This is a genomic window from Campylobacter sp. RKI_CA19_01128 (assembly GCF_025771175.1).
GTDB lineage: Bacteria > Campylobacterota > Campylobacteria > Campylobacterales > Campylobacteraceae > Campylobacter_D.
The window spans coordinates 1-26,798 of sequence record NZ_JAKMPU010000005.1 but is presented as its reverse complement, the minus strand read 5'-3'; the positions used below and the strand labels follow the sequence as shown (position 1 = coordinate 26,798).

At 30.9% G+C, this 26,798-nt stretch carries 25 protein-coding genes; 16 read left to right on the top strand and 9 right to left on the bottom strand.

The window, feature by feature from the left end:
• Positions 1-8: 8 nt before the first annotated feature.
• The 10 genes from fliF to uvrA all read left to right on the top strand — a co-directional run bounded on the left by fliF (position 9) and on the right by uvrA (position 12,856).
• On the top strand, positions 9-1,694 hold the full coding sequence (gene fliF, locus L8U98_RS04610) for a flagellar basal-body MS-ring/collar protein FliF (protein WP_263725145.1): 1,686 nt from the start codon (positions 9-11) through the stop codon (positions 1,692-1,694).
• A complete protein-coding gene (gene fliG / locus L8U98_RS04605) occupies positions 1,694-2,722 on the top strand; it encodes a flagellar motor switch protein FliG (protein WP_012662055.1) in 1,029 nt (342 codons plus the stop codon). Before fliF ends, fliG begins: the two co-directional genes overlap by 1 nt.
• Before the next feature lie 4 nt (positions 2,723-2,726).
• On the top strand, positions 2,727-3,545 hold the full coding sequence (fliH, locus tag L8U98_RS04600) for a flagellar assembly protein FliH (RefSeq protein WP_263706706.1): 819 nt from the start codon (positions 2,727-2,729) through the stop codon (positions 3,543-3,545).
• Positions 3,546-3,574: 29 nt separating this feature from the next.
• Complete coding sequence (gene dxs, locus L8U98_RS04595; protein ID WP_412175044.1) at positions 3,575-5,371, top strand: 1-deoxy-D-xylulose-5-phosphate synthase; 1,797 nt, start codon at positions 3,575-3,577, stop codon at positions 5,369-5,371.
• 83 nt (positions 5,372-5,454) lie between these two features.
• On the top strand, positions 5,455-5,865 hold the full coding sequence (gene perR, locus L8U98_RS04590) for a peroxide-responsive transcriptional repressor PerR (RefSeq protein ID WP_263663926.1): 411 nt from the start codon (positions 5,455-5,457) through the stop codon (positions 5,863-5,865).
• Position 5,866: 1 nt separating this feature from the next.
• Complete coding sequence (locus L8U98_RS04585) at positions 5,867-7,051, top strand: hypothetical protein (protein ID WP_263737850.1); 1,185 nt, start codon at positions 5,867-5,869, stop codon at positions 7,049-7,051.
• Between the two features lie 7 nt (positions 7,052-7,058).
• On the top strand, positions 7,059-7,760 hold the full coding sequence (gene ubiE, locus L8U98_RS04580; RefSeq protein ID WP_263679471.1) for a bifunctional demethylmenaquinone methyltransferase/2-methoxy-6-polyprenyl-1,4-benzoquinol methylase UbiE: 702 nt from the start codon (positions 7,059-7,061) through the stop codon (positions 7,758-7,760).
• The gene (gene xseA / locus L8U98_RS04575) at positions 7,757-8,920 is read left to right on the top strand and encodes an exodeoxyribonuclease VII large subunit (RefSeq protein ID WP_263725142.1); all 1,164 of its coding nucleotides are present in this window, start codon (positions 7,757-7,759) and stop codon (positions 8,918-8,920) included. Before ubiE ends, xseA begins: the two co-directional genes overlap by 4 nt.
• A 12-nt stretch (positions 8,921-8,932) precedes the next feature.
• On the top strand, positions 8,933-10,009 hold the full coding sequence (gene serC / locus L8U98_RS04570) for a phosphoserine transaminase (protein WP_263725141.1): 1,077 nt from the start codon (positions 8,933-8,935) through the stop codon (positions 10,007-10,009).
• 21 nt (positions 10,010-10,030) lie between these two features.
• On the top strand, positions 10,031-12,856 hold the full coding sequence (gene uvrA / locus L8U98_RS04565; RefSeq protein ID WP_263725140.1) for an excinuclease ABC subunit UvrA: 2,826 nt from the start codon (positions 10,031-10,033) through the stop codon (positions 12,854-12,856).
• 18 nt (positions 12,857-12,874) lie between these two features.
• On the opposite strand, the gene trpB is transcribed toward uvrA, so the two are convergent.
• The gene (trpB, locus tag L8U98_RS04560) at positions 12,875-14,050 is read right to left on the bottom strand and encodes a tryptophan synthase subunit beta (RefSeq protein WP_263725139.1); all 1,176 of its coding nucleotides are present in this window, start codon (positions 14,048-14,050) and stop codon (positions 12,875-12,877) included.
• 275 nt (positions 14,051-14,325) lie between these two features.
• Here trpB and L8U98_RS04555 point away from each other — a divergent pair, with 275 nt between their 5' ends.
• Entirely contained in the window at positions 14,326-14,769 is a 444-nt protein-coding gene (locus L8U98_RS04555; protein ID WP_263725138.1) for a YqaA family protein, read from the top strand.
• Here L8U98_RS04555 and L8U98_RS04550 read toward each other — a convergent pair.
• Complete coding sequence (locus L8U98_RS04550) at positions 14,725-15,729, bottom strand: nucleoside hydrolase (RefSeq protein ID WP_263725196.1); 1,005 nt, start codon at positions 15,727-15,729, stop codon at positions 14,725-14,727. The two genes, L8U98_RS04555 and L8U98_RS04550, sit on opposite strands and share 45 nt — an antisense overlap.
• Positions 15,729-17,084 carry an MFS transporter gene (locus L8U98_RS04545; protein ID WP_263684051.1) on the bottom strand — a complete coding sequence of 452 codons (1,356 nt, stop codon included), beginning with the start codon at positions 17,082-17,084 and terminating at the stop codon, positions 15,729-15,731. The genes L8U98_RS04550 and L8U98_RS04545 overlap by 1 nt, the downstream gene beginning before the upstream one ends.
• A 129-nt stretch (positions 17,085-17,213) precedes the next feature.
• Between L8U98_RS04545 and polA the strand changes: the two genes are divergently transcribed.
• The 3 genes from polA to motB are packed head-to-tail and all read left to right on the top strand — an operon-like array spanning position 17,214 to position 21,390.
• Positions 17,214-19,853, top strand: coding sequence for a DNA polymerase I (gene polA, locus L8U98_RS04540; RefSeq protein ID WP_263725137.1), 2,640 nt, complete (start codon positions 17,214-17,216; stop codon positions 19,851-19,853).
• Positions 19,854-19,865: 12 nt separating this feature from the next.
• Complete coding sequence (gene motA, locus L8U98_RS04535) at positions 19,866-20,639, top strand: flagellar motor stator protein MotA (protein WP_039619177.1); 774 nt, start codon at positions 19,866-19,868, stop codon at positions 20,637-20,639.
• A gap of 10 nt (positions 20,640-20,649) precedes the next feature.
• Entirely contained in the window at positions 20,650-21,390 is a 741-nt protein-coding gene (gene motB, locus L8U98_RS04530; protein ID WP_263679464.1) for a flagellar motor protein MotB, read from the top strand.
• Between the two features lie 20 nt (positions 21,391-21,410).
• Here the strand turns inward: motB and L8U98_RS04525 are convergent, their stop codons facing one another.
• From L8U98_RS04525 to L8U98_RS04500, 6 genes are all read right to left on the bottom strand, one after another.
• Positions 21,411-22,382 (bottom strand): beta-ketoacyl-ACP synthase III, encoded by a 972-nt coding sequence (locus tag L8U98_RS04525; protein WP_263725136.1) that lies wholly within the window; start codon positions 22,380-22,382, stop codon positions 21,411-21,413.
• The gene (gene plsX, locus L8U98_RS04520; RefSeq protein ID WP_263663938.1) at positions 22,369-23,358 is read right to left on the bottom strand and encodes a phosphate acyltransferase PlsX; all 990 of its coding nucleotides are present in this window, start codon (positions 23,356-23,358) and stop codon (positions 22,369-22,371) included. The genes L8U98_RS04525 and plsX overlap by 14 nt, the downstream gene beginning before the upstream one ends.
• Positions 23,359-23,363: 5 nt before the next feature.
• Positions 23,364-23,510, bottom strand: coding sequence for a 50S ribosomal protein L32 (rpmF, locus tag L8U98_RS04515; protein WP_012662034.1), 147 nt, complete (start codon positions 23,508-23,510; stop codon positions 23,364-23,366).
• Between the two features lie 14 nt (positions 23,511-23,524).
• A complete protein-coding gene (locus L8U98_RS04510; protein ID WP_173786823.1) occupies positions 23,525-23,878 on the bottom strand; it encodes a hypothetical protein in 354 nt (117 codons plus the stop codon).
• A complete protein-coding gene (gene ndk, locus L8U98_RS04505; RefSeq protein ID WP_173786824.1) occupies positions 23,878-24,291 on the bottom strand; it encodes a nucleoside-diphosphate kinase in 414 nt (137 codons plus the stop codon). Before ndk ends, L8U98_RS04510 begins: the two co-directional genes overlap by 1 nt.
• A gap of 140 nt (positions 24,292-24,431) precedes the next feature.
• A complete protein-coding gene (locus tag L8U98_RS04500; RefSeq protein WP_173786825.1) occupies positions 24,432-24,716 on the bottom strand; it encodes a DUF362 domain-containing protein in 285 nt (94 codons plus the stop codon).
• A 184-nt stretch (positions 24,717-24,900) separates the two neighbouring features.
• Here L8U98_RS04500 and L8U98_RS04495 point away from each other — a divergent pair, with 184 nt between their 5' ends.
• Positions 24,901-25,497, top strand: a complete 597-nt coding sequence (locus tag L8U98_RS04495) for a peroxiredoxin (RefSeq protein WP_263725135.1) — start codon at positions 24,901-24,903, stop codon at positions 25,495-25,497.
• Positions 25,498-25,670: 173 nt separating this feature from the next.
• A partial coding sequence (locus L8U98_RS04490; protein ID WP_263737849.1) for a cache domain-containing protein occupies positions 25,671-26,798 on the top strand: 1,128 nt, incomplete at its 3' end.

The following is a 26,798-nucleotide window of genomic DNA, read 5'->3' as shown; positions in this document are numbered from 1 at the left end:
GGAAATAAATGGATTATAAAACTATACTGCACCAAGTAGGTCAGCTTTATCAAAATTTAAGTTTAAGACAGCGTATTATCATTGCTGCTTCTATTGTTGTTGTAGTTGGATTTTTAGTATTTTTAACCCTTTTTAGAAGCGGCTCTACAGTAGCTAGTGAGGCTGGATATTCAGTATTGTTTGAAAATGCTAATACTAGTGATTCAGCGATGATAGTAACGCAACTTGAAAAAAGCGGGGTTCCTTATATTTTGCGTGATGAGGGAACTATTTTAGTACCTAATGAACAAGTGTATAAACAGCGTTTGGCTATTGCTTCTGCAGGGTTATTGCCAAAAGATAATAAAGTAGGTTTTGAGCTTTTTGATAAACAAGAATTTGGCGCAACAGAAGCTGAGCAAAAGGTAAAATACCAAAGAGCATTAGAAGGTGAACTTGCTAGAACAATTGAAAGTTTAGAGCCTATTCATAGCGCCACAGTGCATATTGCTTTTGCTAAAGATACACTTTTTACTCAACAACAAGTCCCACCAACTGCTTCAGTAGCTTTGACGATAAAAGAAGGCTTAAAGCTTAATAAAAAGCAAATTATGGGGATTAAGAACTTAATTGCTTCTTCAGTGACAAAACTCACCCCTGAAAATGTAAAAATTATGGATCAAAAAGGTATTCCTTTAGATGATGAGGGTGCTTTTGAAAGTGATTTAATCGCTGCTCAAATTAAATATAAAAGAGATCAAGAATATGAATTAGAGCAAAAAATTGTTGCTTCTATTGCTCCATTTGCAGGTGGTTATGATAGGGTAGTAGCAAAGGTTAGTATTGATTATGATTTTTCTAAAGAAGAATCACAAAGTGAAGTATATGATCCAAATACCGTTGTGCGTAGTGAGCAAACCTTGGAAGAGCATAGAGAAGGCTATAAAGATAAAGAAATTCAAGGTGTACCAGGTGCTGTTTCAAACATCGGTCCTGTAGAAGGTTTAGATGATAAAGATGCACGCGAGGTTTACACTAAAAACCAAACCACAACTAATAATGAAATTTCTAAAAAAATCACCAATACCACTAAGCAATTTGCGACTGTTAAAAGAATTTCTGCAGCCGTTGTAGTAGATGGAAAATACAAAGTAATTACTGATGATCAGGGGAATATTACTAATGAATATATTCCTTTGAGCGATAAAGAAATTCAAGCTATTGAAAATCTCACTAAAGGTGCTATAGGTTTTAATCTTGCTAGAGGTGATGCGGTTGAAGTAAATAATTTGGAATTTCATAGAACAGCCAAAGTTGAAAATAAGGTTCAAACTTTCTATTCAAGATTTGTTGAGCCATTTATCCCACCTGTTAAGTATGTCTTTGCTGCGATTTTACTTTTCATCTTTTATAAAAAAGTTATTGTGCCATTTTCACAAAAAATGCTTGCAGATATCAAGCTTGAAGAAGAGATGGAAGGAAAAGACGGGCAAATCATTGACGAGGCTGAAGATGCTATTGAAAAATTCAACGCAGCACGTAAGAAAGTTGAAGAGCAACTTGGCTTTGGGGATAATTTTGATGAAGATGCGCTTCAATATGATGTCTTGCTCGAAAAATTAAGAGCAGTGGCTAATGAAAAAGGTGAAGAAGTGGCATTATTGTTACAAAAACTTGTTGAAAATGAAGCTGAATTTGGTGAGAAGGATATCTGATGATAAAGCTTAGTGAAGAACAAAAAATGGTCTATGATGACCTTTCTATGCCAGAAAAGGTCGCAATTTTTTTAATTCAACTTGGAGAAGATGTAACGACAGTTTTATTTTCTCATATGGATATTAATGTCATCACTGAAATTTCTCGCTATATCGCTTTAGCAAAAAATGTTGACAAACCAGTTGCTACTGCAGTTTTAGAGGAATTTTATACTTTATTACAATCAAACCAATATCTAAAAAGTGGCGGTTTGGAATATGCAAAAGAAATTTTATTTAGAACTTTTGGCCCTGAAATTGCCAATAAAATTTTGGAAAAACTTACCAAAAGTATGGAAAATAATCAAAATTTTGCTTATCTTTCTCAAATCAAACCACAACAGCTTGCTGACTTTATCATTAAAGAGCACCCGCAAACTATAGCTTTGATTTTAGCTCATATGGATACTACTCAAGCTGCTGAAACTTTGGAGTATTTTAGCGATGAGTTAAGGGCTGAGGTTGTAATAAGAATGGCAAATCTTGGGGATATTTCACCTTCAATTATCAAAAGAGTATCTGCGGTGCTTGAAAGTAAACTTGAAAGTCTTACTTCTTATAAAGTTGAAGTGGGTGGTCCAAGAGCGGTTGCTGAAGTGCTTAATCGCTTGGGTCAAAAAGCATCCAAAACAACACTTTCTTATATTGAGCAAAGTGATGAAAAACTTGCTACAACCATTAAAGATTTAATGTTTACTTTTGATGATATTTCTCAACTTAGTACTAATGCGATTAGAGAAGTTTTAAAAGCTGCTGATAAACGCGATTTGATGATAGGTTTAAAGGGTGCAAGCGAGGATTTAAAACAAAAATTTATGGCAAATATGTCAACGCGTGCTGCTGAAGCTTTTGTAGAAGAAATGGGCTTTTTGGGTGCTGTACGTGTAAAAGATGTTGAAGAGGCTCAAAGAAAAGTTGTAGAAGTGGTGCAAAAACTTGCAGAACAAGGTCTTATCCAAGTGGGTGAGGCTGATGAGATGATAGAGTAAGATTATGGCTAAATTAACTAATGTAATTTCACCTGAAAATATTTCTGCTCATGTAGTTGAGGGATATCATTTTAAAGTTATGAGTGAAATGTCTTCTAATGAAGAGCAAAAACAAGAAGAAACTCAAACTATAAATCAAACTCCTCTGGCTCAAAATACTACTCAGCAAGCAGTGGAAAATCAAACAGTAGAAACTACCCCACAAGCTCCACAACCACAAATCCAACCTGATTTTGTAGAAGATTTGCTTAAAAAAACTGATGAAATGTCAGGAAATATTATTAAATTACAAATGCAAATAGAAAGCCAAGAGGCTGAATTTAACAATCGCTTAAATACAGAATTAGAACATGCAAAAGAAAAATTTACCAAAGAAGGTTATGAGCAAGCTCAAAAAAATTTTGAAAGTGAATTAGAAGCTTTAAAAGAAAAATACTTAAAAAGTGTAGAAAAACTTGAAAATACAGTGCAAAATTTAAATGAGTTTTTATCTAAAAATGAAAAAGAATTAGCCGATACAGCTGTAATCATCGCAAAAGAAGTGATTGCAAAAGAACTTGAGGAAAATTCCTCACTTATAGCATTAAATTTAGCAAAAGAGCTTATGAATGAGCTTAAAAATGCTACTAAAATAGAATTAAAACTTAGCCCTGATGATTTTGAATATGTAAAATCACATTTAGAACAAGAGCAAAGTAATATCAAATTTAGCCTTGATGATGCGATTAATAAAGGGAGTATTTTAATATTAAGTGATGCAGGCAATATAGAATCAAACCTTAATAATCGTTTGCAAAAAATCAAAAATATGGTTAATGAATGATAGACTTAAATAACTTAAATATTAAAAATATGCAAATTAAAGAGTTAGAAAATTTAGTTAACAATTTGCGTGAAGTTATTATAGACACAGTGAGTAAAAATGGTGGACATTTAAGTTCAAATTTAGGCGTAGTTGAGCTTAGTATAGCTATGCATTATGTTTTTGATGTAAAAAAAGATCCTTTTATTTTTGATGTTTCACACCAATCTTATCCACACAAGCTTTTAAGTGGTAAAATAAATAATTTTCATACTCTAAGACAGTTTAATGGTTTAAGTGGTTATACAAAGCCTGATGAGGGAGATTATTTTGTAGCAGGACATTCAAGCACTTCTATATCTTTAGCAGTTGGAGCTTGCAAGGCTATAAGATTAAAAAATGAAGATCGTTTGCCTGTTGTATTAATAGGCGATGGAGCGCTAAGTGCAGGTATGGCTTATGAAGCTTTAAATGAACTTGGTGATAGAGAATACCCTTGCGTGATCATTTTAAATGATAATGAAATGAGTATTTCAAGGCCAATTGGAGCTATTTCAAAATACCTTTCTCAGGCAATGGCAACGCAGTTTTATCAAAAATTTAAAAAACGCATAGAAAATCTTTTAGAGTACTTTCCTCAAGGCGCTTCTTATATGGCAAAGCGTTTTGAAGAGGGCTTAAGACTTATCACACCTGGACTTTTATTTGAAGAATTAGGGCTTGAGTATATTGGTCCCATTGATGGACATAATTTAAATGAGGTTATTAATGCGCTCAATCAAGCAAAAGCTATGAAAAAACCTTGCGTTGTGCATGCGCAAACTATCAAAGGCAAGGGTTATACATTAGCCGAGGGAAAAAATGCTAAATGGCATGGAGTAGGTGCTTTTGATAGAAGTAGCGGGGAGAGTTTAAAGGCAAATATAAGTAAAAAAAGCGCCACAGAAATTTTTTCAAATACCCTACTGAATTTAGCTCAAAAATATGAAAATATAGTGGGTGTAACTGCTGCTATGCCAAGTGGTACTGGACTTGATAAATTAATAGAGAAATATCCTGAACGTTTTTGGGATGTCGCAATTGCAGAACAACATGCAGTTACTTCTATGGCGGCTATGGCAAAAGAAGGTTTTAAACCTTTTATAGCAATTTATAGTACTTTTATGCAAAGAGCTTATGATCAAGTAATTCATGATTGTGCTATTATGAATTTAAATGTAGTTATAGCTATGGATAGAGCAGGAATTGTAGGAGAAGATGGAGAAACTCATCAGGGTGTTTTTGATATTAGCTTTTTAAGTGCTATACCAAATATTACTCTAGCAGCTCCAAGAGATGAGGCTATGATGGAAAATATTATGGAATATGCATATTTTCATCAAGGCGTTTTTGCTTTTCGCTATCCTAGGGGTAATTTTTTATTAAATGATGATTTTAATCCATGTGAGATAAAACTTGCTAAAGCTCAAATTTTATCTAAAGTACAAAGCGATAAAGTATTTTTAGGTTTTGGTCAAGGTGTGGCTAAGGCAAAATTAGCTTTAGATAAACTTGGATTAGATTATGCGAGCTTAATAGATTTGATTTTTGCAAAGCCTTTAGATGAAGAGCTTTTAAAAGAGTTGGCAAAAGATACAAAAACTTGGTTTGTTTTTTCAGATAGTGCTAAAATAGGTGGAGTGGGAAGTTTGATTACAAATTTTTTACAAAAAGAAAATCTTTATCATATAAAACTAGTAAGTTTTGAATTTGAAGATCAATTTATAACCCATGGCAAAACAAGTGAAGTGGAAAAATTTTTAGAGCTTGATATTGATTCATTGTGTCAAAAAATTAAAATTTATTAAAAGATAAAAAATATCTTTTAATATAATCATTTTTTTATAAAAAAAGAGTTATACTATAAATAAAAATATTTGGAGAATAGACTATGGAACTTATTCAAATGCTTAAAAACTGTGATTTAAAAGCTACTCCACAAAGACTTTGTATTTTAAAAATTTTAAAACGCCACGAGCATCCTAATATAGAATCTTTGTATGAAAGTATTAAAGAAGAATATCCTTCTATCTCATTAGCTACGGTATATAAAAATTTAAATACCTTAAAAGAACAAGGTTTGGTAGTAGAAATTAATACTCCAAATCAAAAAACTTGTTATGACATTTATGAATATCCACATATTCATGTAATTTGTAGTAAATGCAATCACATAGAAGATGTGCGCTATGAAGATAGTGGGATTAATAAATACCAAGAAGATCTTGAGAAAAAGATTGGTAATATTATTGACTATCTTGGCGTGTTTGCTTATGTGAATGGTTGTAAATTTTGCAAGTAAAATGATTTGTGAAGTACAAAGACGCTTTTTAATTGAAAACGATGATTTTATCAAAATTTTAAAAGAAGAAAAACTTGCTTATTCTAAGGATAAAATACGTGTATTTTTTACACGTATAAATCCTTTTTGTGATATCAAATATAAAAAAATCAATCAAGATTATTATCAATTTACATTTTATAAATTACATGATATTTTAGATAAAAAAACTCATAAAATATCTAAAAAAGAATTTAAACATCAAAAAAGTAAAAATGCTATAACCAGTATAATAAAAAAAACAAGAATTAGTTTTGAGATTGATAATACCCAATTTTTCCTTTATAAATTTAAAAATAATTTAAAAAATTTAGTCATTTTAAAAGTGATTTTTTCCACCGTTGAAGAAGCAAAGCGGTTTGATTTACCTCATTTTTTTAAAAATTATAAAGAAATTACAGATGATGAGAATTTTTATAGTAAAAATTTAGCATTATATGGGGATCTTTCTAAAATTTTTGATAGTGTTAGATGTATTAAAATTTTAGATAAACAAAAAGATATTAACTTGCATTTTCCAAATCAAATTCAAAGTTTTTCAGCTGGTAAAATTTTACTTTTCGTTCTTTTAAAAAACTTAAAAAATGACAGATTAAATTTTTTAAAAAAATCAAGTGAAAAAAACTTGGAACAATGTTTTATAAGCCTTAAGCAAATTTGTTTTTGTCTTGATGTTTTTGATACTCTTTTTGAAAAAAATATTCAAAATAAGCTAAAACAACAATTTTCATTTTTGATAAATCAAATTAATATGAAAAAATACCATGAGTTTGAATTAGAAAAATATATTTTTATTTTAAGTGATGAAAAAATCAATGATATTTTTCTTGATATGGATTTTATTTTAAAAAATGATTATGAATTTTATCAAGGAAAAAATCAAATTTTAAAGTCTTTAATAGCTTTTAAACTAAGAAAAGAATTAGTTTTTTTAAAGAAAAAAATTGTAAAATCTCAAACAAATCTTGAAGAAGAATTAGAAAAAATAAAATTTTTATTATGCTATTTTGCAACTATGTTTGAAGAAAAAAGCATTAAAAAGTTGAAAAATTATTTTAAATATAGGCATTTAGACCAAAATTCTTATGATGAAAATATAATAAAACAAATTGAAAAAAGCATCAAAAAATTAAAAATATATAGTTAGGAAAAACATGCAAAAACAAGAAAAAATAGTTAAAATGTTTGATGATATAGCACCAACTTATGATAAGGCTAATAGAATTTTAAGTTTTGGAAGTGATGTGAGTTGGAGAAAAAAAGCTTGTTTGGATGTTTTTAAATTTTCTAATAATGAACTTGATATTATCGATGTAGCTTGTGGTACGGGCGATATGATTATAGAATGGCAAAATCAAGCCTTAAGAGCAAATAAAAATATCATTAGTATAAAAGGGGTTGATCCAAGTGCGGGCATGCTTGAAGTGGCTAGGAAAAAAATTCCTGATGCGACTTTTGTACAAGCAAAAGCACAAGAACTTCCACTCGAAAATGAAAGTGCAGACATCATAAGTATAAGTTATGGCATACGCAATGTGGTAGATAGGAAAGAAGCTATAAAAGAATTTGCAAGAGTGTTAAAAAAGGATGGGATTTTACTTGTGCTTGAATTTACCAAAAGAGAGCAGGGTGGTTTTATAGCTGCTTGTAGAGATTTTTACTTAAAAAATATTTTGCCAAAAGTGGGTGGATTTATTAGTAAAAATTATAGTGCTTATGAGTATTTACCAAATTCTATAGAAGATTTTTTAAGTAAAGAAGAATTTATTAAAGAATTGAGTGTGCACTTTGAAATGCTAGAGTATAAAAGCTTTAGTTTTGGTGTTTGCTCTATGTTTATTGCAAGAAAAAAATGAAAGTTTCAGAACTTAATCTAAAAGCTAAAAGCTTATTAGAATTTCATCTTGATGATATAGAGCTTAGTGGAGAAATTTCTAAAATTACCATTCATAGTTCAGGACATTGGTATTTTGATTTAAAAGATGAAAAATCAAGCATAGCTTGCGTGATGTTTAAAGGCTTTAATCAATTTGTCCAGGCTAAACCTAAGGTTGGTGATATGCTTGATCTAAGAGGTTATGTGAGTTTGTATGAAGCAAGTGGTAGGTATCAATTTATCGCTAAAAGTATGCAAAAAACAAGCCTTGGGGATTTAGAAGCTAAATTTTTAGCCCTAAAAGAAAAGCTTGAAAAAGAAGGTTTGTTTGATACAAATGCTAAAAAAAGCATTGTTAAATTTCCTAAAAAAATAGGTATAATCACTTCTTTTACTTCAGCTGCTTTGCAAGATATGCTAAAGTTAATTTCACAAAAGAAATACAATCTTTGTAAAATAACTATTTTTAATGCACTCACTCAAGGACAAAGCGCTCCAAATTCTTTGATAAATGCTTTAAAAAAAGCTGATGAGTTTAATTTAGATGCGATTATTTTAGCAAGAGGTGGCGGAAGTAGAGAAGATTTGTTTTGTTTTAATGATGAAGAACTTGCAAGATGTATTTTTTCTTTAAAAACGCCTGTTGTTTCTGCTATTGGACATGAGATTGATTATGTTATTAGTGATTTTGTAGCAGATTTAAGAGCACCAACTCCAAGTGCGGCTATTGATATGATTTTTCCAAATAAACTCAGCTTAGAACAAGGACTTGATGAGCTTGCTATGCGTTTTAAAAACCAAATGTTAAATCATCTTAAGTTTTATCAAAATAAAATCGATCATTTGCAAAATTTAGCCAAAGCGAAATCTTTAGAAAATGCTTTTTTTCTTAGAAAACAAAAGCTTGATTTTTTACAAAGTCAACTAAAGAGCGTTTTAAATTTAAAATTATTAAATTATGAAAACAAACTTAATAATTTTGAAGAGCTTTTAACTCAGCATAAAAATTTCTTTGATAAAAGTAAAAATTTGATAAATTTACAAAAAGATGGCAAAAATATCTCTCTTGAAAAACTAAAAAAAGGAGATATTATAAAACTTTGCTCAATAAATGAGAGTAAAGAAGCCCAAATACTATAAAAAGGAGACAAAATGAGAGTAATGAATTTTAGTGCAGGTCCTTCAAATCTGCCTGATGAGGTTTTAAAAGAAGCACAGGAGCATTTGTTTGATTATCATGGTAAAGGCTTTTCTATTATGGAAGTTTCTCATCGTGGAAAGGTTTTTGAAGAAGTGCATTTTGAAGCTATTAAAATGGCAAAAGAACTTTATGATGTAAATGATGATTATGAAGTGCTTTTAATGCAAGGTGGAGCTAGTTTGCAATTTGCTATGATACCTATGAATTTATATATGGGTGGAGTTTGTGAATTTGCTAATACGGGAGTTTGGACTAAAAAGGCTATTAAAGAGGCTGAAATTTTAGGAGTAAATACAAAAATAGTAGCAAGTAGCCAAGAAAGTGAGTTTGATCATATCCCACAATTTGAATTTAGTGATAATGCAGATTATGCTTATATATGCTCTAACAATACCATTTATGGAACCCAATATAAAAACTATCCAAAGACTAAAAGTCCTTTGATAATTGATGCTTCTAGTGATTTTTTCTCTAAAAAGATAGATTTTTCTAATGTTGCTATGCTTTTTGGTGGAGTGCAAAAAAATGCAGGAATTTCAGGACTTGCTTGTGCATTTATCCGCAAAGATATGGTAGAGCGTAGTAAAAACAAAAATATACCTAGTATGCTAAAATACAGTGTTTATGCTGAAAATAGTTCTTTATTTAATACACCTGCAACCTTTGCTATATATATGTTTAATCTTGAAATGAAATGGCTTTTAAATCAAGGTGGCTTAGATAAAATCAATGAGCAAAACATACAAAAGGCTAAAATTTTATACGATGTGATTGATGAGAGTAATGGTTTTTATAAAGGTCATGCCAAAAAAGAAGATAGATCGCTAATGAATGTTAGTTTTAACATAGCTTGTGATAAAAACTTAGAACCAGTTTTTGTAAAAGAAGCTGAAGAAAATGGTATGATAGGTCTTAAGGGGCATAAAATTTTAGGTGGAATTCGCGCTAGTATTTATAATTCTATCAGTATTGAAAAGGTGCAAAAATTAAGTGAATTTATGAAAGATTTTGCTAAAAAATATGCTTGATTAGGTAAAAAGAGGATTTTTATGAATAATGACAAAATAAATATCATTGGTGCTAAAGAGAATAACCTTAAAAATATCAACCTAGAAATTCCTAAAAATAAACTCATAGTTTTTACAGGACTTAGTGGAAGTGGTAAATCCACTTTAGCTTTTGGTACGCTTTATGCAGAAGGACAACGTCGCTATATTGAAAGTTTAAGTGCTTATGCAAGGCAGTTTTTAGATAAAGTGGGTAAACCAAATGTTGATAAAATAGAAGGTTTAACTCCTGCTATTGCTATTGATCAAAAAACAACTTCTAAAAATCCTCGATCAACTGTTGGGACTATTACTGAAATTTATGATTATTTAAGACTTTTATATGCAAGGATTGGCTCACAACATTGTCATCAATGTGGCCAAAAAATCTCATCTATGAGTGCAGCAGATATCGTAGGTGAAATCTTAAAGCTTCCAAAAGGAGCTAAAATCATCATTTATGCGCCGTTGATTAAAGAAAAAAAAGGAACTTTTGCAGATCTTTTGGAAAATTTAGTCGCAAAAGGCTATGTTAGAGCGCAAATTGATGGGGTTTTAACGCGTCTTGATGAGGATATTGAGCTTGCTAAAACCAAAAAACATACAATAAAACTTGTAATAGATAGACTCCAAGTGCAAGATGATATGCTAGCAAGACTTGCAAGTGATATAGAAAAAGGGCTTAGCGAGAGCTTTGGTGAAGTGGAAATTGAAGTTTTAAATAATGAAGAATTAAACATAGCAAAACATTTTCATTATAGTGAGCATAATGCTTGTTTTGATTGTAAAATTTCTTTTCCTTTGCTTGAGCCTTTGAGTTTTTCTTTTAATTCTCCAAAAGGTGCTTGTCCAAGTTGTGATGGTCTTGGTATAAGATATACGCTAGATATGAAAAAACTTATCAATGAAGAATTAAGCTTAGAAGCAGGAGCTATAAAGCTTTTATATGGGTTTAATAAAAGTTATTATTATAAGTTTTTAATGGCCTTTTGTGAGCAAAATGATATCAGGGTAAAAATTCCATATAATGAGCTAAGCGAAGAAGAAAAGCGTCTAGTGCTTTATGGTAATGTTAAGGAAATTAACTTTTTATGGAAAAGACATCGCTTAAGTCGTAAATTTGAAGGTGCGGTTAAATATGCCTATGAAATGCTAAAAGATGAAAAAGATTTAAGCGAGTATATGAGCGAAAAAACTTGCAAAGATTGCAATGGTCATCGTTTAAGAGCTGAGAGTTTAGCTGTAAAAGTAGCTGAGAAAAATTTGGGTGAAATTTTAGATATGAGCATAGAAAATACCACTGCATTTTTTTCAAAAGAAGTTAATTTTACGTATTTAAGTGAACAAGAAAGATTGATAGCTAAGCCTATTTTTAAAGAAATTAATGAAAGATTGTTTTTTCTTTATGATGTAGGACTTGGGTATTTATCTTTAGGGCGTGATGCAAGAACCATTAGCGGGGGTGAGGCTCAAAGAATTCGTATAGCATCTCAAATTGGTAGTGGTTTAAGTGGAGTGATGTATGTTTTAGACGAGCCTAGTATTGGTTTACATGAGCGAGATACGGCAAAACTCATTAAAACTTTAAGAAATCTTCAGCAAAAGGGTAATACTTTAATCGTGGTTGAGCATGATAAAATGACTATAGAAGAGGCAGATTTTATCGTAGATATTGGTCCAAATGCTGGTAAATTTGGTGGTGAGGTTGTATTTAGCGGGACTTATAAAGAATTGTTAAAAAGCAAAAGCCAAACCGCCCTTTATATGAGTGGCAAAAAGCAAATTGCTCATCAAAAAAATAGAGAACAAAAAGATTTTATTAGTTTAAAAGATGTGAGTATTAATAATATTCAAAATTTAAGTGTAGATTTTCCATTACGCAATCTTGTGGCAATTACAGGCGTTTCAGGAAGTGGTAAAAGCTCATTGATTTTACAAACTTTGCTTCCATTTGCAAAAGAAGAGCTTAACCGCGCTAAAAAAGTTAAAAAACTAAGTGGGGCTAAAATAGAAGGTTTAGAAAAACTTGATAAGGTGATTTATCTTGATCAAAGTCCTATAGGAAGAACCCCACGTTCAAATCCTGCTACTTATACAGGTGCTATGGATGAAATTCGTAATCTTTTTGCAGCCACCAAAGAAGCTAAAATGCGAGGATATAAAGCAGGGCGTTTTTCTTTTAATGTTAAAGGTGGAAGATGTGAAAAGTGTAGCGGCGATGGTGAGATTAAAATCGAAATGCATTTTTTGCCTGATGTGATGGTAACTTGTGATGTTTGTAATGGTAAAAGATATAATGATGCAACTTTAGAGATTAAATATAAAGGTAAAAGCATAGCTGATGTTTTAAATATGAGTATTATCGAAGCAAGTGAGTTTTTTACTTCTGTGCCAAAGATAAAACAAAAGCTTGATACTTTGGTAAAAGTTGGGCTTGATTATCTTACCTTAGGACAAAATGCAACTACTTTAAGTGGTGGGGAGGCTCAGCGTATTAAGCTAGCCAAAGAATTAAGCAGAAGCGATACAGGAAAAACTCTTTATATTTTAGATGAGCCTACAACAGGACTTCATTTTGAAGATGTTAATAAACTTATTTTAGTTTTGCAACATTTAGTTGATCTTGGAAATAGTGTGTTTGTGATAGAGCATAATTTAGATGTGATTAAAAATGCTGATTATATCATCGATATGGGACCTGAAGGTGGAGTTAAAGGTGGTAAGGTTATAGCTAAAGGTAGCGTTGAAGAACTTGTTAAAAATCATGAAAAAAGTGGTTCTTATACGGGGTATTATCTAAATTTAGAGCTAAAAAGCACAAAAAAATAAATTGGTTGAAGTTATCCTTCAACCATAAATTTCACCTTTTTTATACTCATAAATACTTTGCATATCTTTATCGCCTCTTCCTGAAAGATTTACAACTATCACGCTTTTTTTCTTTAAAGTTGGACAAAGTTTTTCTAGATAAGCTAATGCATGTGAGCTTTCAATAGCAGGTATAATACCTTCTTCTTTGCATAATAATTTTAAAGCATTAATGCACTCATCATCACTAATAGCATGATAACTTGCTCTTTTACTTTCTTGTAAATATGCGTGCAAAGGACCTATGCCAGGGTAATCAAGCCCAGCAGAGATGCTAAAAGTATGAGCAATATTGCCTTTATCATCTTGTAAAACCTTAGTTTTCATACCATGGATAATACCCTCTTTACCTTTAGTAAGTGTAGCTGCATGATAAGGTGTATCTTTTCCTAAACCTGCTGCTTCAACACCTATGAGCTTAACTTTTTCATCTTTTAAAAATGCATGAAAAATTCCAGCAGCATTGCTACCACCTCCAGCTGCTGCTATGATGTAATCTACTTTTTTATTTAATTTTCTAAGTTGCATTTTACATTCTTTACCTATAATACTTTGAAAATGCGTAACAATTTGTGGATAAGGATAAGGTCCCACTGCACTTCCTACTACATAAAATACTTCTTTGGTATTTTTAACCCAAAACTTTAAAGCCTCATCTACCGCATCACTTAAAGTTTTACTTCCACTTTCTACTGCGTGAACTTTTGCTCCTAAAAGCTCCATTTTATAGACATTTAAGGCTTGTCTTTTTACATCAATAGCCCCCATAAATATCTCACACTCAAGTCCTAAAAGTGCTGCTGCGGTAGCGGTTGCAAGCCCGTGTTGTCCTGCTCCAGTTTCTGCAATAATTTTTTTCTTATTCATTTTCTTTGCCATTAAGGCTTGAGCTATGGCATTGTTGATCTTATGAGCTCCTGTGTGAGTTAAGTCTTCTCTTTTTAAATAAATTTCATGATTATAAAGCTTGCTTAAATTTTTAGCATGGTATAAAGGCGTAGGTCTTCCTACATAATTAACTAAGAGTTCTTTTAATTCTGTGTTAAAATCTTTATCTTTTTTGAGTTTTAAAAAAGCTTTTTCTACTTCATCTAATGCTATTTTTACTTCATTTGGCACAAATTGTCCACCAAATTTTCCATAATATTTTTTCATAGTATTTCCTTAAAATGATTAATAATTTAAAATCAAAAATGATTAACTAAAACTAAAAATGTAAAATAAAAAATGATTAAAAATGTAGCAGTAGGCTTAACGCCAAGAAAAAGAAGCTTTGTTAAATGAGTATTCTAAATTTAGTTTAGAAATTTTTTTCCTTTCCATAGTTTTTCCTTTTAAAAAATTGCCAAATGACTTTACATTCTAAGATAATTATTATTAAAAATTCTTTAAAATGATAGTTTAGAAAATAAATACTAAGAAAATTTGTAATGTTTGATTTTTTATATAATGATATAAGCTATATAGGACTTTTTGTAGTATGTTTTCTCTCTAGCACGCTTTTGCCTATGGCAAGTGAAGCTTTTGTGCTTGCTTTTGTAAAATTAGATTTTAATGCTTATATGGTTTTATTTGTAGCAAGTTTGGGGAATACTTTGGGTAGTTTAAGTACTTATGCGTTAGCTTATTTTGGAGAGAGTCAAATTTTAGAAAAATATTTTAAAAACTCTTTACGTAAATTAGAAAAAATCAATGCAAATTTTAAAAAATTTGGCTCTTTGTGTGCTTTTTTTACTTTTTTACCCATAGTGGGAGATCTTTTTGCGCTAGGGCTTGGATTTGCTAAGTATTCTTTTTTAAAAGCAAGTATTTTTATAGCCTTGGGTAAATTAAGTCGTTATGCTTTTGTAATTTTCATAGCAAATTCCATTTAAAAGTCTTGATTTTAAAAGATTTAAAAGTCTAGCATTATCAATATCTTTTAAAACTTTTATAGTGTTTTTTAATTCATGATTTTTCATAGGCATTTTTGCATCTTTAAAACACCTTATCGTACTTCCTCTAGCAAAAGCACTATCACAAATGACATTTACTAAATACTCATCAAAATTTGCTAAATTAGGATCAAGCATATAAGCAATAGTTAATGCATCATGTATCCATGTGCCATTTGTACCTCTTGTTTTGCTTGCATAATCAATCCAAACTCTTAAAGTCTGTACTAAAAAATCACAAAGAGGATTTTGGTTTTCTAAAGCATCTAAATCTTCATGTGTGAGCATAGTTTGCATTGTTGCATTATAAGGAACAAGTGTGATTTTAGCTCTTGAGTTTAAAACTATACTAGCAGCTTCAGGATCAAAGCCAAAATTTGTATCTTTGATATGATAAGGCATATCAAAACTTCCACCCATGATAAAAATTTCTTTCACATTTTTATCAAAGTCTTTAAAAAGCTTCATAGCTATGGCTATATTTGTTAAAGGTCCTATAGCGCAAATTGAAATTTCACCTGGGTTTTGTATAATAAGCTCACCCATTTTCATACAAGCATTTGGGTTTATGTTTTCTAAGATTTTTATAGGTTTTATATGATCCCAAAGATGAGTAAGCTTAAACTCTTCTACGCTTTTATCTAGTCTTTGTCTCCAAAAATGATTATCTTCACATAAAGCTTCATGAGCACCTAGATACAAAGGTATGTCTAGATTAAGCTTATTTAATAAATCTTTAGCAACGCTATAAGCGGTTAAAGCTTGTACATTACCACTTAAAGTGCTAATCATTTCAAGTTTGATTTCTTTAGAGGCTAAAATAAGCCCAAGGGCTAAACCATCATCGGTATTAGCTCCTGCTACGCCATTGCCTATATCAGTGTCTAAAATAAGGCGTATCATATCGCATCTTCTATTAAATTTAAATCCCTGCCTCTAGTTTCTGGCGCAAAGAAAGTTGTGATAAAACCAATTCCTGCAGTGATAACAAAATACAAGGCTATTGGCCACCAAGTGCCATAATAAGCAAGCAAAGCTGAAGCTATCATGGGAGCAGTTCCTCCTGAAAGTATAGAGCCAAATTCTTTTGCTAGCGCCATTTTAGTATAACGATTTTTTGCTCCAAAAAGCTCCACACCCCACGCAGCTTGCACGCCAAAAATTCCTAAAGATGCCAAAGACATACCTACGATGATAGTTAAAATTACAATAATTTCATTTTTACTATCAAGTAGCATAAAAGCAGGGAAGGCATAAAGCATTAAAAGCAAGCAAAAGGTTCTATAGGTAATGCGTCTTCCAAATTTATCACTTAAATATCCTGCTAAAGGTATAACCAAAAATCCCACCAAAGAAGCTATAACAACAGCAGTTGTGGCTACTGATTTATCAAGAAGTAAAATTTTAGTTACATAACCTACTATAAAGCCTTGTGCAAGATAAGATGGTCCATTTTCTCCTATCCTTATGCCCACCATAGTCCAAAATGCACGACTTTTTTGCCAAAAAGTTCTTTCATCTTTTTTCATATGTGCTTCATTTTCATGACGAATTTTTAGCATTAATTCTTTTTGTTTTTCAAAAACAGGAGTTTCTTTTACATTTAAACGCATATAAACAGCAAAAAGTGCTATGAAGATACTTCCTATAAAAGGAATTCTCCATCCCCATTCTTTAAAACTAGCATCATCCATGCTTGTAACTAAAAGCCACACAAAAGCTGCAAGTAAGGTTCCACTATTTGATCCAAGAGCGATGATAGAAGAGATTAAACCTCTATGTTTACTAGGAGCATATTCTCCAAGCATGACAGTTCCACCTGAAAGCTCAGCGCCTGCGCCAAAGCCTTGCATAAAACGCAAAATAACCAAACATATAGGAGCCCAAATTCCAATTACTGCATAACTTGGTATAAAACCAATTAAAGTAGTTGAAATACCCATTAATGCAATGGTGCTCATCAATACATTTTTTCTTCCGTATTTATCTCCTAAATATCCAAAAAATAAAGCTCCAATAGGTCTAGCAATAAAACCTATACCATAAGTAACAAAACTAAGCAATAATGCTATAACAGGAGTTTGCTCAGGAAAGAAAACTTCTGAAAAAACAGTAGCTGCAGCTAAGCCATAAAGTGCAAAATCTGCATATTCCATAGCAGTTCCTAGCCAACATGAAAACACAGCCTTTTTAAAAGCCTTTTTTCCTTGTGGAGTTTGAAAATTTTCATCCGCGATTGATTTTGTTTGCAAGATTAAACCTTTATTTGAAATTTCAAAATGATAATTTTATCTAAAATGCTTAAAATGGAAATTTAATGCTTTTTACCGACTTTTAAATAATTTTGGGTGATAATTATTATTATTTTTTAATATAGGAAAAAAATGAAAACTTTAACCATAATTGATACTTTTGGCTTTTTCTTTAGACTTTTTTATGCTTTAAAGGGTTTGAAAAATTCAAAAGGCGAAGCTAGTAATATGATAAGCGGTTTTGCTAATTTTATTTATAGTTTGAAAAATGATCATCCTAGTGATATGATTATTTTTGCTCTTGATAGTAAAGGAAAAACTTTTAGAAGTGAAATTGATCCAAATTATAAAATTAACCGCACTCCACCTCCACCTGATTTATTAGCTCAAATTCCAATTTGCATTCAAATGATAGAAAAAATGGGTTTTTCAAGTTTTTCTTGCGAAGGATATGAGGCTGATGATATCATCGCATCTTTGGTTAAAGAGTGTGAAAATAAGGATATTTTTATAAGAATTATTACTCAAGATAAAGATTTGTATCAACTTATAAAAGATGATAAAGTTAGTATTTATAGTCCTATTTCAAAAAATGATTATAATGAAGCAGGATGTTTGGAAAAATACGGGGTAAAACCTAGCCAGATAAGAGATTTTTTAGCTCTATGTGGAGATAGTTCAGATAATATCCCAGGGGTAAAAGGAATTGGTGCTAAGGGTGCTAAGAATTTACTTGATGAGTTTGAAAGTATTGAGGGAATTTATGAAAACTTAACACTAGTGCGTAATGAAAGAAGTCGTAATTTGTTGCTTGAGGGCAAAGAAAATGCCTTTTTGAGTAAAAAACTTGCTTCTTTGTATGAAAATTTAGATGTAAAAGATATGCTTTTAAATTGTGAGTATCCAAAAGATGAGCCCTTGCTTAAGATTATGGATATTTTGGAGCATTATGAATTAAATGCTTTGTTAAAAAAACTACGCACCAATCCTACTAATAAAGATAAAAATTTAGGATTTAATGCAAGATTAATCTTAGATGAGAAAGAATTATTTGACATTTTAGAAAAAATTGATGATCAAAGCATTGTTGCTTTTGACACTGAAACTACGGGCTTAGATACTAAAGAAGCTAAGATAGTAGGGTTTAGTTTTTGTTTTCATGAAAGTGAAGCCTTTTATGTGCCACTTGCGCATGATTATTTAGGAGTTTGTAAGCAAATTTCTATGCAAGTGGCTAAAAAGGGTATAGAAAAAATCTATCAAAGCACGGTTATAGGACATAATCTTAAATATGATTTTGAGATTATAAAAAACAATTTTAATTTACTTCCTCCAAAAAACTATGCTGATACTATGATACTTGCATGGCTTAAAGAGCCAAGTTTGCGTGTAAATATGGATGATTTAGCAAAAAGATTGTTTGATTATGAGACTTTGCATTTTGAAGACTTGGTAAAAAAAGGAGAAAGCTTTGCAGGAGTGGATGTAGAAAAAGCTTGTAAATATGCAGCCGAGGATGCTTATGTTACTTTAAGATTTTATTTGTATTTTTTAAAAAATTTAGAAAAGCCTTTGTTTGAGCTTGCGCAAAAAAGTGAGTTTGAATTTATCAAAGTGCTTATTATGATGGAAAATAATGGCATTATACTTGATACTCAAAAGCTTGAAAGCCTAATGCAAAGTTTTAATCAAGATATAAAAATACTTAGTGAAAAAATATATGATTTAGCGGGTGAAAAATTTAATATTAATTCTCCTAAACAAGTAGGGGATATTTTATTTGAAAAACTAAAGCTACCAAGTGGTAAAAAAAGTAAAACAGGTTATTCTACTGATGAAAAGGTTTTAAATGCTATTTTAGATGAACATCCGATTGTGAAAGAAATTTTAGCTTATAGAGAGCTTGCAAAATTAGTTTCTACTTATTGCGAACCTTTGTTAAAATTAGCTAAAAAAGATGAAAACTCAAGAATTTATTCTAGCTTTTTACAAACTGGTACTGCAACTGGACGCCTTTCATCAAAAGATCCAAATTTGCAAAATATCCCTGCACATGGTCAATATGCTAAAGATTATAAATCCTGTTTTGTAGCAAAAGAAGGATTTAGTTTTATCTCGCTTGATTATTCACAAATTGAGCTTAGAATGCTAGCGCATTTTAGTGAAGATGAGAAATTATTAGAAGCATTTTCAAATGATGAGGATATTCATGCAAAAACTGCTATTATGATTTTTAACCGTAGTGATTATGAGACAAGAAGTATTGCTAAAAGCATAAATTTTGGTCTTATTTATGGTATGGGTTATAAGACTTTGAGTCAAAATTTAAAAATAGAAGCAAAGTTAGCTAAAGAATATATTGAAAAATATTTTGAGAATTTTACTAGTATAAAAACTTATTTTGAAAAGGTAAAAAATGAAGCTAAGCAAAATGGTTTTATAAAGACTTTGCTAGGTCGTAAGCGTTATTTTGACTTTGAAAATGCAAAGCCTATGCATGTGGCGATGTATGAAAGAGAGAGTATTAACTCTACACTTCAAGGTTCTGCTGCCGATATAATAAAACTTGCAATGATAGAAATTGCAAAAGATTTAGATGAGAACAAACGCTTGATTTTACAAATCCATGATGAGCTTATTTTTGAAGTAAAAGATGAACTTTGTGAGGAATTTGCAAAAAATGCTAGTGATATTATGGAAAATATTGTAAAATTAAAAGTTAAATTAAAAACTTCATCAAGTATTGCCAAAAATTGGGGCGCATTAAAATAAGGAGAATAATTAATGGATCTTTCAACCATACTTGGGATGGTATTAGCTGTTGTTAGTATTTCTGTGGGGGATATTTTAGAGGGTGGTAACCCTTTACATGTTTTGCACTTAAGTTCATTTTTGATCGTGGTTCCAACTGCGGCTTTTTGTGCGATGACAGCAACTCATAAAAAATTTGTTAAAGCAGCTTATAAAGAATTAAAACTCGCCTTTAAAGGTGCAGGGGTAAATTTAAGTCAAAGGATAGCTGAACTTGTAGAATACTCTATCATAGCAAGAAGAGATGGACTTTTGGCTTTAGAGTCAAAAACTAATGAAATTGATAATGAGTTTTTAAAAGAAACCATGATGATGATGGTTGATGGTAAGAGCGTAGAAGAGATTAAAGAAAGTATGGAAATCCAAATAGAGGAAATGGAAGAATATTACAAAGAAACGGCAGAATACTGGATCCGTTTTGGTGAGACTTGTCCTACAATGGGACTTGTTGGTGCGGTTATGGGGCTTATGCTTGCTTTACAACTTTTAGATGATCCTCAAGCTATGGCAGCAGGTATTGCAGGAGCATTTACTGCAACGGTAACTGGGATTTTTGGTGCTTATGCTTTATTTGGACCTTGGGGTCATAAAATCAAAGCTAATGCTCATGAGCTCATTAAAGAAAGGATAGTTATCTCACATGCTATAGTAAGTATTGCAGAGGGAGCTAACCCTAGAGATTTAGAGGCTAAATTGTTTAATTACCTTGGACAAGGTGAGCCTAGAATTTCTCAATTTGATAAGTAAGAGTTAAAAAATGGGAAAAAAACATAAATGTCCAGAATGTCCAGCAGGTGAAAAATGGGCTGTGCCTTATGCAGACTTTTTAAGTTTGCTTTTGGCCCTGTTTATTGCTCTTTGGGCGATTTCTGAAAGTAACCCCGCTAAAACTGAGGCTTTAAAAACTGAATTTGTTAAAATTTTTGAATTTACTGCTTCAAATCCTTTAGAAAAAGAAAGTGAAGTGCATAATAAATATAGTGCGCCATCTAATGCAAATGTTGAAGAGCTTGAAAAGCTTAAAAAATTAAGTATCACCCAACAAGAAAATATAGAAAAATTAAAAGCAGCGTTAGATCAAAGAGAAAATAATATAGTTTTAAATTTGCCTGCAAGGGTTGAATTTGCTAGGGGTAGTACACAAATTGATTCAGCTGATGTGCAAGATTTTCTAAAACGTATTAGTGAAGTTTTAAAAAGAATGCCAAAACAAGCTCAAATAGAACTTAGAGGTTATACTGATGCAAGTGATAAAGATCCTAAAAGAAATTTTGATTTAGCAAGTAAAAGAGCTCAAGTTGTGGCTGATTATTTGATTGCTAGAGGAATTAATCCAGCTCAACTTATAGTGGTTAGTTTTGGTGAAAATTATCCTTTGAGTGCAAACAAAGAAGATGAAATAAACAATAGAGTTGAATTTTATATCCGCGTAGATTCTTCAGATAATCAAACTAGAAAGTCAGTATTAGATCAAATTGGGGCTTTTAATAACAAATAAGTTTTTACTTATTTGTTATTTTATCCACCAAAACGAAGCAATGCTGAACCCCAAGTAAAGCCTCCACCAAAAGCATCAAGCAATATTAATGAACCTTGTTTTAAACGACCTTGTTCGTAAGCATCATTCATTGCCATAGGAATTGAAGCGGCTGAGGTATTGCCATATTTTTGGACAGTAACTACGCATTGTTCGTCTTTGAAGTTTAATTTTTCTTGTACAGCCTTGATAATTCTTAAATTAGCTTGATGAGGTATAAAAAGATCAATTTCTTCGCTTTTTATATCGTTTTTTGCAAGAATTTCAATAACATCATTACTTAGAGTATTCACTGCGATTTTAAATACCTCATTTCCTTTCATTTGCATGGAAAGTGGAGAGCAGATACTACTTTTTTGAGCTCTTTGAGTCATTAATAAATCTCCAAATTCCCCATCACTTGCAGTATGAGTATCTATAATAGGAAAATTATCATCTAATGACACAACTCCAGCCCCAGCTCCATCACCAAATAGCACGCAAATGCTTCTATCAGTATAATCCATAATAGAACTAATTTTTTCAGCCCCTATGATTAATACATTTTTTTTAGCACCACTTTCAACCATAGATTTTGCAAGCTCTAAAAGATAAATAAATCCTGAGCATGCGGCAGAAATATCAAAAGCGGTGATATTTTTTAAGCCCAAATTATGAGCGATTTTACATGCAGTTGATGGCATGGTAAAATAATCAGGGCTTAAAGTAGCTACGATGATCGCATCTATATCTTGAGGATTTAAATTAGCTCTTTGTATGGCTTTAATAGCTGCTTTAGTACCAAGATCGCTTGTATTCTCATCATCATTTGCTATGTGTCTTTGTTCTATACCAGTTCTTCTTAATATCCATTCATTACTAGTTTGAACCATTTTTTCTAAGTCAAAATTACTCAGAGTTTTTGTAGGGATATAAGAAGCTATACTTTTTAAGGAAGCTTTAGTTGATTTCATAATTAGAAAGTTCTTTTTCTATAGTTTGATTTATATTTGATTGTGTGAAATTTAATGCTTGAAAAATAGCATTTTTTATAGCTTTTGGACCACTTTTTCCATGACTTATAATGACACATTCTTTTACACCCAAAAGCGGAGCTCCACCGTATTCTTCATAGTCAATATGAGTTTTTAGTTCATTAAAAGCTGGTTTTGCTAAAAGATAGCCTAGTTTTGCTAAAAAAGATTTTTGAATTTCTTGTTTTAGAAGCTTTGTGATAACACTTGCTACACCTTCTCCTGTTTTAAGCAAAATATTCCCATTAAATCCATCACATACTAATACATCTATAGTACCATTAAAGATATCTCTACCTTCGGCATTTCCGACAAAATTTGGAAGTTGTTTTAAGAGTTGATGAGTTTCTTTGGTAAGCTCATTTCCCTTACATTCTTCTTCGCCATTTGATAGTAAAGCAACTCTAGGTTTAGCAATTTTTAAAATCTCTTTAGCATAGGCTTCGCCCATAATAGCAAATTGAAATAAATGCTCACTTTTACAATCAACATTTGCTCCAACATCTAGTACAAGTGTTCTTGAATGGATATTTGGCATTAAAGTAGCAATTGCAGGTCTAGCAATATTTGCTAATCTTCCAAGCCTTAATGTAGCTAAACTCATAGTAGCTCCACTATGCCCAGCAGAAACAACAGCTTTTGCTTTTTGATTTCTTACTAAATCAATGGCTTTGTAAATAGTACTATCTTTTCTTTTTAGTGCATCTGTGGAATTTTCATCCATAGCAAACACATCAAAAGCTTCTTCGTATTCTATGTATGAGTTTAATTCTTGAGGAATCAAGGTTTTTAGTTTTTGAGGATCCCCTACCAAGATAGCTTTAAATTCACGCTCTTTTAGAGCTTGAATCACACCTTCTATGATAGGTTTTTCCCCAAAATCACCACCCATTGCATCAATAGCAATGCTTGTCATCGTTATTAATATTCCTTAGTTACTGGATTTACACGGTGAGGCATTTTATAGCTACCATCTTTGTCTTTTATAGGCATAGGTAAGGTAACTTTATAATGAGTTCTGCGTTTTGCTGCACGAGTTTTACTCACTCTTCTCTTAGGTACTGCCATTTTTTACTCCTTTATTAATTTAAACATTTATTACAATAAAAATAATCACTTAAATAAGATTGTAACTCACTTGTGGCAAGTTCTATTAAATCTATATGAGAGTCAAAAAACTCCATAGTATCACTTAAAGTATTATTTTCATCTTTAAAAATTCCATCGCTTGCAAAAAGCTCTATATTTTGATCGATTTCAAGCTCCATTTCATCGCCACATCGATCACAGTTTCTATAAGTAAATCCTTTGAAATTAGCTTTTATTTTTGCTAATTTTGGATTAACTTTTGTAATAGTTCCTTCAAAAACTATATTATCAAGATCTAGCTTAAAAGGATAAGCCACAGAGCTAAGTTTTGCAAAGGCAATTTTCATTATAAAATTTCAGTTTTTGAAAAGAAAAATTCTATTTCAATTTTTGCATTTTCTAAGCTATCACTTCCATGAACTGCATTTGCATCAATACTATCTGCAAAATCTGCTCTAATAGTACCAGGAGCTGCTTCTTTTGGATTTGTAGCACCCATTAATTCTCTGTTTTTTAACACTGCATTTTCGCCTTCTAAAACAGAAACCACAACCGGACCACTGATCATAAATTCAACTAAATCTTTAAAAAAAGGTCTGTCTTTGTGTACAGCATAAAATTCTTGCGCTTCTTTTTCTGAAAGCTGTATTTTTTTTGTTGCTGCTATTCTTAGACCATTGTTTTCAAAGCGTGTTAAAATTTGACCAATAACACCTTTTTTTACTGCATCAGGTTTAATAATAGAAAGTGTTTTTTCCAAAATCGTCCCCTTAATTTAAATAAGTTTTATATTTATAAAAGAGCTAATTATACCAAAAAATGCTTTAAATTTATATAAAAGTTTAGAGTTATTGAAGGGTTTGTAAGTAACTTGAAATCAAGATACTTACATTAAATTTATTAAGCAAATACTGGAGTTGAACCGTCTCTTAAATCACTACCGATGTTATCACGACTTGGTTGACCACCTACTACATCACTCCATACAATACAGCCATCAGTTGGGCAAGCACTTGCACAGGCTGGTTGATCATTGTGTCCTACACACTCAACACATTTATCTGCATAAACATAATATCTGTCTTCGCCCTCAGGATTATTTGCATCATCTACGATCGCACTTACTGGGCATTCATCTATACAAGAACCACATGCTATACAAATATCAGTAATTTTAACTGCCATTTTTTACTCCTTAATATTAATGTTAAATGCAAGATTATCAAAATTGTGTTAATTTTATTCTTAAAATCTATTAATTTTGATAATAAAATTAAATTATGGATAATTTTACACAATTAATAAATTTTTAAATTTACAAATGATATTATTTTGTTACAAATAAAATTTATTAATTAGGAGATAAAAAATGATAGTTACTAAAAAAGCTATTGATTTTACAGCGCCAGCTGTATTAGGAAATAACCAAATAGTTGAAGATTTTAATCTTTATAAAAATATAGGACCAAAAGGCGCGGTAGTATTTTTCTATCCAAAAGACTTTACTTTTGTTTGCCCATCTGAAATCATTGCTTTTGATAAAAGATATCAAGATTTTAAAGATAGAGGTATTGAAGTAATCGGCGTATCTTGCGATAATGAATTTTCTCACTTTGCATGGAAAAATATGCCAGTAAATCAAGGTGGTATAGGTCAAGTTAAATTTCCTTTAGTAGCTGATTTAACTAAACAAATTGCTAGAAATTTTGATGTTTTATTTGAAGAGGCAGTTGCTTTAAGAGGTTCTTTCTTGCTTGATGCTGATGGAACAATTCGTCATGCAGTGATCAATGACTTACCACTTGGAAGAAACATTGATGAGATGATTAGAATGGTTGATACTATGTTATTTACTAATGAACATGGTGAAGTTTGCCCAGCTGGCTGGAACAAAGGTGATGAAGGTATGAAAGCTGACCCTAAAGGTGTTGCTGATTATCTAAGCAAAAACGAAAGTAAACTATAATTTTATAGCAGTGAAGTCTTGCTTCACTGCTATTTTACTAAAAAATTTCTACATCTATCACTTTATTTTACATTTTTAAAAAATATTTTGTTTTTTTATGAATTTTTAAAATTATTATTATAATTTTTTGATAGAATTATTAATATAATGATAATAAAATTCAAGGAAAATAAATGCTTTTTAAAAATAGTTTTATTAGTGTAAAAAATAAACTTTCTTATACTACAGGGATTATAGTTGCTTTAGCTTTGTTTATAGTAACGGCAATGGCTTTTTATTCAAGTAGAGAAAATCTTATTATAAATAGTAAAAATGCAAATAAAGATTATTTATTAGTAACTACTGCTCAAGTGGAAACTTATATTGAAAGTTATGTTGAAATTCTATTATCTATAAAAAAATATATAGATTCATTACCAAAATATCAGACAGAAAATTTTGATAAATTAGGGGAATATTTTGCTAAGGATTTGAAAGTATTTAAAGACGGTTCAAATACTTTAGCAGTATATCTTGGTTTTCCTGATGGAACCATGCTTGTTAGTGATGCAGAATCAGATAAGAAAGGAATACCTTTTAGAAAAAGAGGTGGTGGTATAAGTTATTATGATGATCCTCAATATAATGCGACTACGCGAGATTGGTACAAGGGAGCATTAAAAAATAAAGGTGTTTTTGTAAGTGATGTGTACGAAGATTCAGTAACAAAATTCCCTAGTTTTACTTATTCTGTACCTATTGAAAAAAATGGAAAACTTATAGCTGTTTTGGGTGTTGATTTACTTTTAACATCTCTACAAAAAACATTTGAAAAATTACCAGGAAGTGTATTTGTTTTTGACAATACTAGTTCAATACCTTTTGCATCTAACGATAAGTCTTTAATATTAAAATCATACCCAAACATCGATGAGATTAAAAATCACCATAAAGTAGTAGGTGATTATAAGACTTTTGAATATACTGGGATAAATAGTAGAGAAAAAAGATTTGGAGTTTGTGCAAATATTAATAATTCAAATGCTCATGTTAACTATGTAGCGTGTGCAATTCAAAAACAAGATGATTTAGATAAATTAGTTATTGAAGATGTATTTGATCAAATTATAACATCTATTGTGATTTTAATTTTATCATGTCTTATTGTTTATTTTATTTCATCAAGATTGTTATCACCTTTACAAGCTATACAAAATGGTCTTAGTTCTTTCTTTGACTTCATCAATCATAAAACTAAAGATTCTGCTATGATAGATGTTAAAACAAATGATGAGCTTGGTGCTATGGCAAAAGCAATCAAT